Source organism: Moorena sp. SIOASIH, assembly GCF_010671925.1.
GTDB lineage: Bacteria > Cyanobacteriota > Cyanobacteriia > Cyanobacteriales > Coleofasciculaceae > Moorena.
Genome location: NZ_JAAHIH010000008.1, coordinates 98,559 through 112,139, shown reverse-complemented (window position 1 = coordinate 112,139; position 13,581 = coordinate 98,559). Strand labels below are relative to the sequence as shown.

Annotated in this window: 16 protein-coding genes; 10 read left to right on the top strand and 6 right to left on the bottom strand. The window is 44.6% G+C overall.

Annotated elements, in window-relative coordinates; translation table 11 throughout:
• The first annotated feature begins 10 nt into the window (after positions 1–10).
• From F6J90_RS38635 to F6J90_RS38595, 9 genes are all read left to right on the top strand, one after another.
• A complete protein-coding gene (locus F6J90_RS38635) occupies positions 11–166 on the top strand; it encodes a hypothetical protein (protein ID WP_293106763.1) in 156 nt (51 codons plus the stop codon).
• A 94-nt stretch (positions 167–260) separates the two neighbouring features.
• Positions 261–509, top strand: a complete 249-nt coding sequence (locus tag F6J90_RS38630) for a cyanobactin biosynthesis system PatB/AcyB/McaB family protein (protein ID WP_070395719.1) — start codon at positions 261–263, stop codon at positions 507–509.
• A gap of 93 nt (positions 510–602) precedes the next feature.
• Positions 603–1,139 (top strand): Nif11-like leader peptide family natural product precursor, encoded by a 537-nt coding sequence (locus F6J90_RS38625; protein WP_293106758.1) that lies wholly within the window; start codon positions 603–605, stop codon positions 1,137–1,139.
• A 135-nt stretch (positions 1,140–1,274) separates the two neighbouring features.
• Complete coding sequence (locus F6J90_RS38620; RefSeq protein WP_293106756.1) at positions 1,275–1,457, top strand: hypothetical protein; 183 nt, start codon at positions 1,275–1,277, stop codon at positions 1,455–1,457.
• 41 nt (positions 1,458–1,498) lie between these two features.
• Positions 1,499–2,398: an SAM-dependent methyltransferase gene (locus F6J90_RS38615; protein ID WP_293106753.1), complete on the top strand. Its 900-nt coding sequence runs from the start codon at positions 1,499–1,501 to the stop codon at positions 2,396–2,398.
• Positions 2,399–2,434: 36 nt separating this feature from the next.
• Complete coding sequence (locus F6J90_RS38610) at positions 2,435–2,728, top strand: hypothetical protein (RefSeq protein ID WP_293106750.1); 294 nt, start codon at positions 2,435–2,437, stop codon at positions 2,726–2,728.
• Between the two features lie 414 nt (positions 2,729–3,142).
• Positions 3,143–3,526 carry a hypothetical protein gene (locus F6J90_RS38605; protein ID WP_293106747.1) on the top strand — a complete coding sequence of 128 codons (384 nt, stop codon included), beginning with the start codon at positions 3,143–3,145 and terminating at the stop codon, positions 3,524–3,526.
• A gap of 44 nt (positions 3,527–3,570) precedes the next feature.
• Positions 3,571–3,927, top strand: coding sequence for a hypothetical protein (locus F6J90_RS38600; protein WP_293106744.1), 357 nt, complete (start codon positions 3,571–3,573; stop codon positions 3,925–3,927).
• Positions 3,928–3,964: 37 nt separating this feature from the next.
• The gene (locus tag F6J90_RS38595) at positions 3,965–4,123 is read left to right on the top strand and encodes a hypothetical protein (RefSeq protein ID WP_293106741.1); all 159 of its coding nucleotides are present in this window, start codon (positions 3,965–3,967) and stop codon (positions 4,121–4,123) included.
• A gap of 552 nt (positions 4,124–4,675) precedes the next feature.
• Here the strand turns inward: F6J90_RS38595 and F6J90_RS38590 are convergent.
• From F6J90_RS38590 to F6J90_RS38565, 6 genes are all read right to left on the bottom strand, one after another.
• On the bottom strand, positions 4,676–5,593 hold the full coding sequence (locus tag F6J90_RS38590) for a polysaccharide deacetylase family protein (protein WP_293106738.1): 918 nt from the start codon (positions 5,591–5,593) through the stop codon (positions 4,676–4,678).
• A 122-nt stretch (positions 5,594–5,715) separates the two neighbouring features.
• A complete protein-coding gene (locus F6J90_RS38585; protein WP_293106735.1) occupies positions 5,716–7,182 on the bottom strand; it encodes a transposase in 1,467 nt (488 codons plus the stop codon).
• Positions 7,183–7,268: 86 nt separating this feature from the next.
• Entirely contained in the window at positions 7,269–8,834 is a 1,566-nt protein-coding gene (locus tag F6J90_RS38580; RefSeq protein WP_293106732.1) for a bifunctional pantoate--beta-alanine ligase/(d)CMP kinase, read from the bottom strand.
• 116 nt (positions 8,835–8,950) lie between these two features.
• Complete coding sequence (locus tag F6J90_RS38575) at positions 8,951–9,688, bottom strand: septal ring lytic transglycosylase RlpA family protein (RefSeq protein ID WP_293106730.1); 738 nt, start codon at positions 9,686–9,688, stop codon at positions 8,951–8,953.
• A gap of 1,092 nt (positions 9,689–10,780) precedes the next feature.
• Positions 10,781–11,860, bottom strand: a complete 1,080-nt coding sequence (locus F6J90_RS38570) for a septal ring lytic transglycosylase RlpA family protein (RefSeq protein WP_293106727.1) — start codon at positions 11,858–11,860, stop codon at positions 10,781–10,783.
• Between the two features lie 471 nt (positions 11,861–12,331).
• Positions 12,332–12,454 carry a hypothetical protein gene (locus F6J90_RS38565; protein ID WP_293106724.1) on the bottom strand — a complete coding sequence of 41 codons (123 nt, stop codon included), beginning with the start codon at positions 12,452–12,454 and terminating at the stop codon, positions 12,332–12,334.
• A gap of 83 nt (positions 12,455–12,537) precedes the next feature.
• On the opposite strand from F6J90_RS38565, the gene purM reads away from it, so the two are divergent.
• Complete coding sequence (purM, locus tag F6J90_RS38560) at positions 12,538–13,578, top strand: phosphoribosylformylglycinamidine cyclo-ligase (protein ID WP_293106722.1); 1,041 nt, start codon at positions 12,538–12,540, stop codon at positions 13,576–13,578.
• Positions 13,579–13,581 lie beyond the last annotated feature (3 nt).

The following is a 13,581-nucleotide window of genomic DNA, read 5'->3' as shown; positions in this document are numbered from 1 at the left end:
AGAAACGGCCATGAAATGTCCTAAGCAAGCTGTACCTGTTCAACGTCCTTCCACCTCAGCAGCAATATCTAACGAGAAAGGGGTTAAACCTAGCAATACTGCCTTTGAGGAAATCCTGAGAGGGACATCAGGTGCATCAGGCTTTGAAGTAACCCTCAAATTCTGAGTCCAAATTGATTGGATTTGATGAGGAAAACTGGTCTGTGCTAGGTAGTTACAGACCCATTAACAAAGGTAAACATCCATGACGCGATCAAGTTATGAAACTACCGAAGCAATCTGTACCCGTTAAAAGACCAGACCTGATTGACCCTTCCACAACAGTAGACCTGCAAATATTAATAGATGCAGGGGCAGTGGATGAGTTGCGCAATCTTAAATTTGATTTACTTCATGGTGCCAACTATAACAATCCCATGAGATTCTTGATGCCAGCCAACTTCTGTGGCTGTCAGATATTCTCTGGACAGTCAAGAGCAAGATGCTCAGCTACCTGTGGTGGGCTTTAGAGTTGAAGTATTGCTTAGCTTAGAAGTTGAGCGCCGATTTGATGGTGTTGGCTCGACTAACTAACTCCAGGATTCAACTTAGTAATAAAAGCCATGAATATTCACCAGGCAATTTATCGAACAATAGCCAAAAAAAAAAGCAAACCTCCGAGTACCTCAGAAGCTGAGCCGACGGTTCAACTGACTGAAATTGTTGACAAATTCCTGGCAAAGCTACAGAAACAAAGCAACCTCCAACATTTTTCCTGGGTTGTTCAAAACGACCCTAATCTGCTAGCAGAACTGAACAAGATAACGGATAAAGGTGCCTTTGTCGAACAATTGCTGGCTCTCGCCAAAACTCAGGGTGGTTACAACTTTACCGCTCAAGATGTGATGACAATGCCTGGATCGTGGAGTGCTAATTCTGTTGAGGAGCTGATCTCAGCATTTTACACCTTGGCCCAGGGAAGCCTGGAACACTTTTTGACAGATGTTAAACAAGATCCAGCCTTGCAACAAAAGTTAAATGAGAAGCTACAGACAACAACTGACAAAGGCCACCTTGCACAAGTTCTAGTCAAACTCGGTGAAGCGGAAGGTTATTCCTTTACAGCAGAAGATGTTGAAGAGGTCGCACAGGGAATCTGATTAAACTTGATTTAGGAGACACGGTGATGAAACTTCCCATTCAAGCTGGGCATGTCCCCCCTTGGTAAGGGTATATGTTAGGCGAAAACTCACATCTAATCAAGTAAGTAACAGCCTATTTCAGGAGAAAGAATCATGAAATTACCGAAACAAACTGCACCCATTCAACGAAAAGTTTCCGGGACTACCCTGTCCTTGAATAATGGTGTCAATGGTGTTGAAGCTAGTGACCCTATAGATGACGTTCTTAGAGTTACGGAGGCTGTAGCTCCAATTGTAACTCCAGTTTTAACCGCAGCTATAGGCTCTCTTATCTAGCACTAATTGTCTCGTAGGAATGATCCTTCAGGAGTCTGAGCATGAATCCTACTTCCTTACCCGTTCAAGACATCTCTGATACGGCCTTCCTCACAGCCTTCTATCGAGTTCTGGAGAGCGATCGCCCAGACGCTCATTTTCAGGATCCCTATGCCCGGATTTTGGCGGGAACTCGAGGAAAGCAGGTCTTGCAGCAAATGCCCCAGCAGGAGGCCCACGCACCTGGGTGTATCGTGCGCACCTGTGTTATGGACGAGTTGATTATCCAGAGTATTGAACTAGAGGGAGTCGATGCAGTTCTAAATTTAGGAGCAGGACTTGATACCCGTGCCTACCGTCTGCCTGTACCAGCTTCACTCCTGTGGATCGAGATTGACTTTCCTACTGTCTTAGACTACAAAGCTAGTAAACTGGCTGGCATCAAGCCTGGGTGTATACTCAAATCTGTTCCCCTTGACGTGACCAATTCCCAGGCAAGGCAGTGCCTTTTTCGGGACATTGGCTCTGAGACAAAAAAGGTACTAATCGTAACGGAAGGGCTGCTTGTCTATCTGAATCCTGAGCAAGTTGCAGCCCTAGCTAGGGATTTGTGGGCACAGCCCCAGTTTAGTTGGTGGCTCACGGATCTGGCTTCCCATAGTGGGTTGCAGCTCATCCAAAACAGTCTGGATCAGGCTACAGCTAATGGTGAAGCCAAGCTTCAATTCGCTCCTGCCGAGGGGACAAACTTTTTTTGGCAATTAGGTTGGGAAACTACTGAATTTCGTTCTCTCCTAGAAGAAGGACAGCGTTTGCAGCGTTTAGATCTGCCTGAGGCACTATTGGCCTTATTATCGTCCCCAGAACATCAAGAAAGTTTGCGCCAGTTATTTGGCTTTGCTTTGTTGAGGCGATCAGAAAGTGGAAGGGAATCATTCCTAACTGACTCTCTTTCTGTCTAACCATTGACGAATTAACTAAAACAAGGAGCAATAAACATGAAACTTCCAGTTCAATTTAAGCCCGTTAGCCGGCACTCCCTAGGAAAAACTTATTTAGGCTTCAAGACTGGTATTAATCCAATTGCAGCTCTAAACCAAGGGCGGCAAGTGCAAGCATCTAATGGTAATCTTCTAGCACCACCACCACCGGTTAACCCTGGGCCAACAGCTCTGCCACCCATCTCACAAAACTGTCAAAACTGCATAGACCAGCAAGTGGGGCAAGGTCTGTCAAGAAGCGCAGCCTGGAATGCTTGCTTCAGCATCCCGACTATATGCCCAGGGGCGTAACATTGCTCGACCCTAAAATTCCTGGGTGAGGGGCTCAAAGCCCCTTAAGGTCACGCAAATCGCCGTTTTTTTATACTATTGGGTTTAATAATAGAAAAACAGGGGCGAAACCGCTGCCACTCGGGAGCTTCAGCGAACCGAAAAATTGAAAATGAAACAGCCCTGCGAATATATGCCCGTGAGCAGAGACTTATTCGGAAAAACCTAATTTAGGTTTCAAGGCTGCTAAATTCTGGTAGCGTATTATAACATATAGTCGCGAACCTAAATGATAGCAAAAGTGTGATTGCACTAGTTTTCTCAGTGCAATCACACTTTGTGTGCATAATTGTCTCTAGGGAGGTATCCTCAATAATATAAAGTCTGGTTGAACACCCTTAATGAAATCCCAAATTTCAGAAGGGAAAAAAGAGCATGAAACTTCCAAACCAAGCTTCACCCGTCAGAAGATTTGTTGTCCAGAACTATTCGGCTGTACCAGAGACGCTAGAGGAAGTAGCTAGCCAAAGGAACTCTTGGGAGTTGAAGCTAAAGCTGAAAAAAGAAAATGATTCTTCCTGTCCCTTCAAAGATATCAAGAAAACATTTGATAATGGTGCAAAATCTGAGTTGGAGGAAGTTTCATCTGGGGAAAGCAGTACTCAGGAAACCCCTAACCCCATTCCTGAACCTCCTGATCAGATTCAGGAATACCCCAGTGATACTGCTGGACTTTGGACAAAATTGGGAAGGATTCTGCAACACCTAGCGATGCCAGCAATTTCCCGTCCGTCCGACTCTTCTGGCAGGGTAGTTTGAACACCCTTAATGAAATCCAAAATCTCAGAAGGGAAAAAAACAGCATGAAACTTCCAAATCAAGCTTCACCCGTCAGGAGATTGGTTGTCCAGAACTATTCAGGTGTACAAGAGACCCTAGAGGAAGTAGCTAGCCAAAGTAACTCTTGGGAGTTGAAGCTAAAAAAAGAAAATGATTCGTCCTCTCCCTTCAAAGATGCCGAGGAAACATTGGAGGAAGTTTCATCTGAGGGAAGTAGTACTAAGGAAACCCCTAACCCAATTCCTGAACCTCTTGATCAGGAGATTCAGGAATACCCAATTCCTGAATCTCCTGATCAGATTCAGGAATACCCCAGTGATACTGGACTTTGGACAAAACTTTGTAACTTCTTTTCCTGCATCAAAAATCCCCCCATCTAATATCAAGTCTGGTTGAATACCCATAATTAAGGAGATAGTGGGGAGGCTGGAGAGGGTGGGAGGTGTGGGGAGATGGGGAGATAGGGAGATGGGGAGATGGGGAGATGGGGAGATAGGGAGATGGGGAGATGGGGAGATGGGGAGATGGGGAGATAGGGAGATTTTTATTAAGGGTAATTATCCCGACATGATATAAGTCAGGGTAAACCCATCTAATTTGGTATAAATTGTAACATACAAAAATCTGATTAACTTTTTTAATTCGAATAAATCCCATCCTAAAGCGGTGCGACAAGGCGCGAGGTTTCCAACTCCTAGGTCGCCGCTCCGCGAACGCCAAGGGAACGGGCACCAAGAGAGGCAGTTTTTTTGTTGAAAGTCAACGAATTTTCCGCTGACTTTGAACAAAAATCAAAGGAGGATTTGCGTACGCAACCAGAATGTAGATTACTCTCAAATCGACCAAGGATAACAGGGCAAATAATTGATAATGAATCGGGCTTATTGAGAATCAACAGATTGATTATGGATTTGTTATACTATTGTTTACTTTTTGACTGTAATTTTTGATACAAATTTATAGGCGTTTAACCTGGGGGAAAAGCCCATCAGCCCAAGACTATGAATCCCTGGCAGCAGACGTAAAAGAGATTAAATAAAGGCTTACCTGTTTTATTAAAAAGCTGACGGCTGACGGCTGATAGCTGAATGCTTACCTAACGGTTAACCGTTGATAAATAATTACATGTCACTTCTGTTCTTTTTCTGCCATCTCCAACTCTTTTTGTGCCATCTCCAACAATTCCGGTACGGTCACAAACTGGTAACCCTGCTTTCTCAATTCAGTAATAATAACCGGTAAAGCTCGTATCGTCTTGGAACGATTGCCCCCACCATCGTGGAGTAGCACAATTCCTCCCGGTTTCGCTCTGCGGAGCACATTATAGGTCAACCGACGTTGGTTTACCGAGTAATCCTCTGAGTCAGCTGACCATTTTACAATCACGTAATTTTTTTTTCGGGCGTAAGCCACTAAGCCATTGTTCATGATACCACCAGGGGGTCTAAACAGAGTGGTCTTAACGTTAGTAGTTTTGTAAATCCGTGCTGTGGTGTTATCAATTTCCTTAGCAGCTGCTAACGGGTTATGATAATAATAACCATGGTTCCAACTATGGTTGCCAAGGGCATGACCATGCTCAACAATTTTCTTAAGCTCTTCTGGATATAGGTAAACATTTCTCCCTACCACGAAGAAAGTTGCCTTAACATTATATTTTTTAAGGATGTGTAGCACATCGTTGGTCATCTTCGGCCAAGGACCATCGTCAAAGGTCAAGGCAATGACTTTCTGTGGAGTTTTAAGCTCAACTTCCTCGATATATTTTCCCCGAAATTGGGGAGGAACATAGTTAATCCGCTTGCCTCTCTCTTGCTCTGCCCATTTAGCAATACCTTGCTGCAAACCTTTATCTGGCGGCTTAGTTAAGGTTTCAACCTTCTTTGAGTCAGTTTGCTGCTGTGGCATTTGCCTAGTGATGAATGCAGCAATATTTTGATTAGCCCATCGACTTGTTTTCAAGCTGTAGCCAGCCATACAAATTAGAATAGCAGCAATTGTAATCCATGTACTGCGCGACCAGAATAAGCCCTCACGTTTTGCCAAAATTGGTCTCCTTTGCTCCTGCAAAAATACCAGGAAATTAAATTATCATATGTAACTAACCATCATCTTATATAGTGGTGGCTAGCTGTTGCCTAATTGTCTGTTTAATTGTCTGTTTAACATTAGCGGTCAGCTATCCGGTGACAATTGCTGATATTGACATCTCCCCCGGCTGAAGCACGGAGGATTCTACAAGGTTGTGAAGTGGCAGGGCGAGCAATCCCTCGCTCTGCCACTTCACAGCTTGTTCGATATGATCTAGAAAGGGATTTAAAAAGATCATGTCGATGTGGGAGTGTCAAAGCTCCCCTACCCACCTTGGTCAGGTCGATACCTAACTGTGTGGCTACTTTTTTCGCTATGTTTGCGGCACCGTTACAATCGGCATTGATCAGGTGTCCAAAAGAAGTTTTGTACAGCCCGCGCCTCATCCTTCTACCTGATGCTTTCCATCCACTGGGTTTTTCACCGTGTTTTGGTAATGGGTCATCATCCAGAAAAGACGCCTTACTGGTGTACGACTCTTCAGTAATTGTTAGCTTGATACCATATTCGGTACAAAGTTGTTTCAGTCTTTCGATTAACCTTTTAGTGGGGATGACTACAAAGTTTTGATTTCCTAGTCGCCCCATATTTAAAGAATCTTTTTGACGTTCGTTCCACCCGATAATTAAATTTCCAATGCGGTCACTTAGGCAGCGATTGATTATAAACCTAGCCGCTTTATTTATCGCATCCCTGATCTGATTGTTTCGTTTTCTTTGCACCCGTGCTAGGTTCGCATCCCAGTAAAACTCCGGTTTGCCGGTTTTATACTTCGCGACTAATCTGGCATAACCTTGATTCATTGATTTGAGTTTGCGGCCATCAATGATTAGGCTTTTTCCTTGAGTTGAGACACCAGTTAGCCAGTTATCACCACCGTGGTCAAAACTCCACGCTTGGGAATAGTCTAGGTTAGGATTATTTTCGATCAATTGCTTCTCATCATCAATAACCCAGTCAATCCATAATTCTCCTAGGTACGGGCGAACAGTTACCTCTTTAACCCAATCTGGATCTATAAACCCGGGCGGCTCAAGTGTAATCTCCGTAAGTAATTCTAGTTTGCTCTCTTTACTGATTGACGGATAAAATAAGCCATTATTATAAGTCAGCGCTTGCCGAGGAAAAGTAACAGCAGCCAGTCCCCCTTTCTGGCGGTATCTGAGGAGCCTTGGTCTATCTACCTGACCTTTATAGTAAAGACTAACTAGCTGGTTATAACTAGTAATTGATTCGGCTACAGATTTGAGGGTTTGCTGTGCGGACTGAGCAGCCATTGCTTTGTAGTGAGGGCTATCTTTAAGACTTTTGCACAATTCCGCGTATTTAACGCTACACTTGTAAGTTTTCCAGCCGTATCTTAGATCATCCCCTTTCCAGTAAGTCGTAAATGCTTCTGGCTGCTGTTCTAGCCAACCATAATGTTTTTGTTTGGAGTAATACGTAGCACAATTCCATAAGCTATTGGCCTGTTCGCACTGAAATAGCCAAAAAGCATTTTCTTCATCTGAAAACTTTGCTTTTAATGGAATTGTTTTGTACACGTCACTATCACCTCCTTACTTTATATTATAACTTATTTGAATGGATACGTCGGGGTAAACCCCGTCGCGGGAGTTTCATCCCCCCTTTAGAAAAGGGGGCTCTCACGTTCCCGGATCTTTTGGTAGATATTGACAAGATAATCGGTAACTTCTGCAATAGTCATACCATCGGTTTGTACTTCAATAGCATCAGCTGCCTTGCGCAAGGGTGCTACAGCACGGGTGCTGTCCTTTAGGTCACGCTGTTGAATCTCCTGCTCCAGCTGTTCTAAGCTCACCTCTTGCCCCCGGTTTTTCAGGTCTTGCTGACGGCGGCGCGCCCTTTCTTGGACAGAAGCCGTTAAGAATAGTTTGACTTCTGCATTGGGAAAGACATGGGTGCCAATGTCACGACCTTCAGCCACTACTCCTCCTTGACGACCCCAGCGCTGCTGTTGTTTGAGTAACTCACGGCGTACTGAACTCAGAGCAGCTACCGTAGACACTTTGGCAGTAACGGACTGTGAGCGAATGACCTGGGTAACTTCTTCTCCATCAACCCACACCTGAATCCCAGACTCTCCCGGTTGATTATTAGTAAGATTAATTGTACACTTACTGACTAATTCTGCGATCGCAGGCTCATCTTCCAAGTCAATACCGGCTTTGAGCACCCGCCATGTCACAGCCCGGTACATGGCACCAGTATCAAGATACATCAATCCTAACTCTTTGGCTACCAAACGGCTAACAGTAGATTTTCCAGCTCCAGCCGGACCATCAATTGCCACAATCGGTTTACGATGGGACAGGAGTATATTGTCAATTAAACGAGTTGTACCTAAGTGAACTGCGATCGCTAATAATCCTTGCTCTTCAACCTGTTCGAGGGGGGTTAGAGTAACAGGATGTACTAATTCGACATACTCGACCTGGATATCCTGGGTTCCAGCTAATTCTGACCTAACCCTCTCAATCAGATTGATGCGATCGCATAATCCATCTTGAAACGCTTTCTGAGCACTACGCAACCCTTTATAGAGTAATGATGCTTGGGCTTTTTGCTCTGGTGTCAGGTATTGATTGCGAGAACTACAGGCCAGTCCCGACTTTTCCCGCACAATCGGACAAGGAACAATTGTCACTGGTAACTTTAAATCTGCCACCATACGCTGGATGATTGCCAACTGTTGGGCATCCTTTTGACCAAAATAGGCTCTGTTTGGTCGTACCAGATTCAACAGCTTGACTACGACAGTTGCCACACCCCGAAAAAAACCAGGACGAGAGACAGCACATAGGAAAGAGGTCATGGCTTTGGGTGGAATCACTTGAGTCAATTCATCACCCTTGTCCGCAGTGGGCATTGGATTGTCACCATACAACTGGTCCACAGTGGGAGCAAAAATTGCATCAACTCCAATCTGTTGGCAAAGTTCTTGATCCTGAGCCAATCCACGGGGGTACTCCTGAAAATCTTCTGTCGGTGCAAACTGAAGAGGATTAACAAAAATACTAACAATGACCAGAGAATTTTCTCGTCTTGCCCGCTCAATTAAGCTTAAGTGACCGCTGTGCAAAGCTCCCATGGTGGTTACTAGACCCACTTCCTTGCCAGGACCTTGACGTTCTAAGTAGCAGTGTAATCCAGCAGTTGTTGTAAACAGGTGCATTAGACTCTAGAGTTTAGATTCTTATCGATGTTAGCAAGATAGTCCTATATAAATAGGCATCTCCAGGAATTGCCAAGGAATTCCTGGAGATGCCTAATGACTAATCAGTAATAAATTCAATAAAGAATCTCTATACGCACAGGCCCAGTGCCAGACCTTACCAGTCCAATTATTCTGGCAGCTCCTCTGGACAAATCAATAATCCGACCCCTGCCATAAGGTCCACGGTCATTAATCCGCACAATGACAGAGCGACCATTTCTGAGATTAGTCACTTTGACTCTAGTCCCAAACCGCAAGGTGCGATGAGCAGCAGTCAGAGCGTATTGATTGAATCTTTCGCCACTAGCAGTGCGCCTGCCATGGAAACCTGAACCATACCAGGAAGCTATCCCCCTTACACTCCATCGCACTCGGCGACGGCTACGCCTTGCAATCGTTGGTACTTTTAGTGGTTGCCATGTCTGTGGTGAAGCAGTGCTTTTTTTGAGAGGAGAAGCTAAGCCTATCAGGATAGCGTTTTCTTGGAGATTAGAATTGGCAGAAGCTCTCTTCTGTTCTGACTTTGGAATCTCCTCAGTAGTGATTAGCTCAGGCGCTGGTAAGGTTAAACTAGGGAGAATTCTATATTGAGCTGGAAACTCGGCAAAATCAAACATCTGCACTGGCTGACTTGAGAGTTTTTCAGCATCTGGAATTGTGGCAGATTTCACCTCTGTCATCAGTGGTAAGTCAGGGTTATATTTAACAGTGTAGTCAAAGCCCTTAGCTGATGAAATATCAGTTGATAACAACGTACCCATAACTGTTGTTAGCAAATAACCGGTGATGCAACTCCAACTTTTTTGAGTCATAGTTAGGTAGATAAAACATTATGATTCCAGGCATTTCAGTCCTAAATAAAGCTGACTTAGCACTCAAAATTGCCCAAGAATTACTTATTTAAAGTAAACTTGTTTAATGTTACACCACTAACCAAAGACTATTCTAAAGTTTAGAATAATAAATTAAAGTTTTGTACTACTTCAAACCCCCAACTTAGCCAACTATTTTTTTGGACTAATAGCTCAAACCTAAGCCAGGAATGAAGTTATAGATTTTTAAAGTTTAGTTAAAGTTGGAGTTTCTGAAAAAGCGATGCAGAGGTGTGACCCGTGGCGAATTTAATTACGGGTCAAACGCACCATTACGGTCTTGGGGAGCCAGTGCGGTCTTGGGGGGAACCCCCACTCGCGCTTTGCATCAAGACAGGTGCGGACGCAGGTTCCGCACACAGACCCATGCGCCACTCGCGCTTTGCATCAAGACAAATAATTAAGCTGTTGCCCATTTAAATTGCCTATTTTTGAGTAAGCGTTAAAAACGCTACAACCCTCTCTCCTGCGCCTAAGCGACCCTAGCTCTTTTTCGTTCAATAGATAAATTAGCTAAGGCCGCGATTCATCCCACACCTCAATGCGCATTGAGGTGTGGGATGAATCGCAGACAGGAACTCTGATAAACAGCCTGAAAAACGTTATAATAAAAATAGCAGGGAAAACAAATTAAGAGCTAACCGCCACCTGCGTGTTTAAAAATAGAACTTTTTGTATTGTTCCGGTGGGTCGGGGCATCCCGTATCGTTAATAAAGTAACCCGTGTATCCTAAGCAATAGCTGGAGTTGGTAAGAAGCTCACACTGAACCGCGCTTGTCAGTGTGGGAGTATGTCACAAGCCTCACAGCTTAGTTGCGCTTAGGCTATCCACTTAAACAATAAGCATTCACCTAACCCCCTAGGCTGAATGCTTACCTTAAGCAGGGACACGGATGATAGTCATAATAATTCTCGTGTCTACCTGCAACAAATTTTTTATCACATTTGGTAATGGGTAAGTCGGAATTGGATTACGATTAGCGATTACCCATTCCCCATTAGCCATTAGCCATTGCCGTTGAAGATTGAAATTAATATAAAACCTCTAGACGCACAGCAGCAGTGCCGGATCTTTCAAGTCCGATAACTCGGGCTGCGCCCCTGGAAAGGTCAATGAGCCGACTCCTGCTGTGGGGTCCACGGTCATTAATTCGCACAATGACGGAGCGACCATTTCTCATGTTAGTCACCCGCACCCTAGTCCCAAACCGCAAGGTACGATGAGCAGCAGTCAGGGCGTATTGATTAAATCGCTCACCACTGGCAGTGCGTCGGCCATGGAAACCCGGACCATACCAAGAAGCCATACCCCTCATCTGACTTCTTACTCGCCGAGTGGTACTCCTAGCTACTTTCTGTACTCTTCGTGGTTTTGGTGCTGGCGGTAAGTCGGCAATTTCTTTGAGAGGGGGAGCGTAACCGATCAGCCGTCGCAATCGATTAGTAGCTTGTAGAGCATCTTCAGCCAGGTCTTTAGTGGTATCTGGCAGAATTGTATTCTGATCAACTTGGACTAATTCTTCCCCATTGACTTGGATGCTGTAGCTTTTGTAGGAACCATTCCAACGGACAGTGATTGACTCAGCATTGACATTGTTGCGATGAAGTTCATTGATCCGAGCAGCAACCACTTGAGCCCGCTGAATTGAGTCATTTTCTGACCCATTAGCATCCGATATCGTAGCGTTGCCTGGAGCAACAGAAGACGGAGTTGCTATCTTTTCAACCTCAGTAGCAACTCTGTCTTTGATAGCGTCAGTATTGATTCCCTGTGAACCTAGGAAAGTCAGAACAGGAATACTGCGGACATACAGTGTAGCTGCCTGACGTCCTGCCAGTTGATAAGCATAAATATTGGTAATGATTTCTGAGGTATTGGCATTCCTCAGTTGCTCTGGAAACTCAGCCAATTGAAATTCTGGTGTTGGCTGAGCCGGTAGTTTTTCTATTGCTGCAGTTGCGGTAGATGGCAATTCTTGTGCCAGTTGGGTATCAGAATTTCCTGTCGTCTCAACAACTGTCTCAGCGGATGAGACAGGAATTGATGTTATTGTACCGAGAACTGTTGTTAGGACAGAAACGGTGATGCCACCCCAAATTTTTTGATTCATAGGTCTGTTATCTAAGATAATTGGCAGTTTTAGGCATTATGGTGCTGCAACAAACGCAGTAACATAACTTAAACTTGCCCATTAACTCCTCACAAATGGTTATTTCCTCACAAATGGTTATTAGTTAGATCACTAATAACCTGAAACAGAATACCATGAAGTTTCTGATGCTGGAATCCCCATTTTATGAAGCTGTTACTAATAACTTGTCAAAATCGACTGTTGTAGATTCACCACAAACTAAGTTATATTAGTAGTTAGAGCTGTTGTGAAGTTTTTGTGAAGTAACGCCAATAATAGTTAATTTCTATCAATCCCATCAAGATCTGCGAAATAACTAATGAATCAGCTTCAACAAATTTCCTCCATAAAGTAAACTTGAATACAGACTAGGTGCAAGCAATTCTGGTAAGAAAGGGCGCTGACCACGGCGCTGACCACTACCTTCATCAAAACACTACTGATCTGACCCTATGTGCCCCCTAGGTCTTGATCGACAGTACCCTGTAATATCAGGTCAGGATAATTACCCTTAATAAAAATCTCCCTATCTCCCCATCTCCCCACACCGACCTTTCTACCCACCTTCCCCACCCTCTCCTTAATTATGGGTATTCAACCAGACTTGATATAAAATACATCCTGCATTTCTAGCTCAAAAGCATTTTTGTTTTCCCATGGATTATCGAGACGCTGGTGTTGATATTGAGGCAGGTCGAGGATTTGTTAAGCAAATCCGTAGCCTGGTAAAAAGTACCCACCGTTCGGAAGTATTAGGTGGACTGGGTGGCTTTAGTGGTTGCTTTCAGCTGCCAGTGGGGTATACTGAGCCAGTGCTGGTATCTGGAACTGATGGAGTTGGTACTAAGCTCAAATTGGCTCAAGACCTCAACCGCCATGACACCGTTGGCATTGATTTGGTAGCGATGTGCGTCAACGATGTCTTGACTGTTGGTGCTGAACCCCTGTTTTTCTTGGATTATTTAGCCACTGGCAAGCTCAATCAACAACAACTGACTCAGGTTGTTGCCGGTATTGCCCAAGGTTGTCGTCTGGCTGGGTGTGCCTTACTAGGAGGGGAAACTGCAGAAATGCCTGGTTTCTACGAACTGGCAGAGTATGACCTAGCAGGATTTTGTGTAGGAATTGTAGAAAAGAGCCGCATGTTGGACGGTTCCCAAGTGCAAATTGGAGATGTGGCAATTGGTTTGGCCAGTCAGGGCGTCCACAGCAATGGTTTTAGTCTGATCCGGAAAATTGTTCAGGATTCCCCAGACAACGCTCTTTCCTGGGACATAACTCCGGAATTGTTAGCTGGTAAAAGCTTAGGGGAGGAATTGTTGACACCAACTCAGATTTACGTGAAACCGGTGCTTGATGCTCGTAGGGCTGGTATCGAGATTCACGGCATGGCTCATATTACTGGTGGCGGTATCCCAGAAAACCTCCCTCGTTGCCTGGGTGCTGGACAATCCGTCCAGATTTATCCCAACAGCTGGGTGATTCCACCAATTTTTCAGTGGCTAGCCCAAACAGGTCAGGTTAGTCCTCAGGCAATGTTTGATACCTACAATATGGGGATTGGTTTTGTGCTGATTGTTCCTCAACAGCAGGTTGAGCAAACCCTCCAATCGTTTAATTCACAGCAGGTAAATGCATGTAAAATTGGTGAAGTAATCCCAGGGGATGGTGGTGTGGTTAGTCTACTCATCCCGTGATCG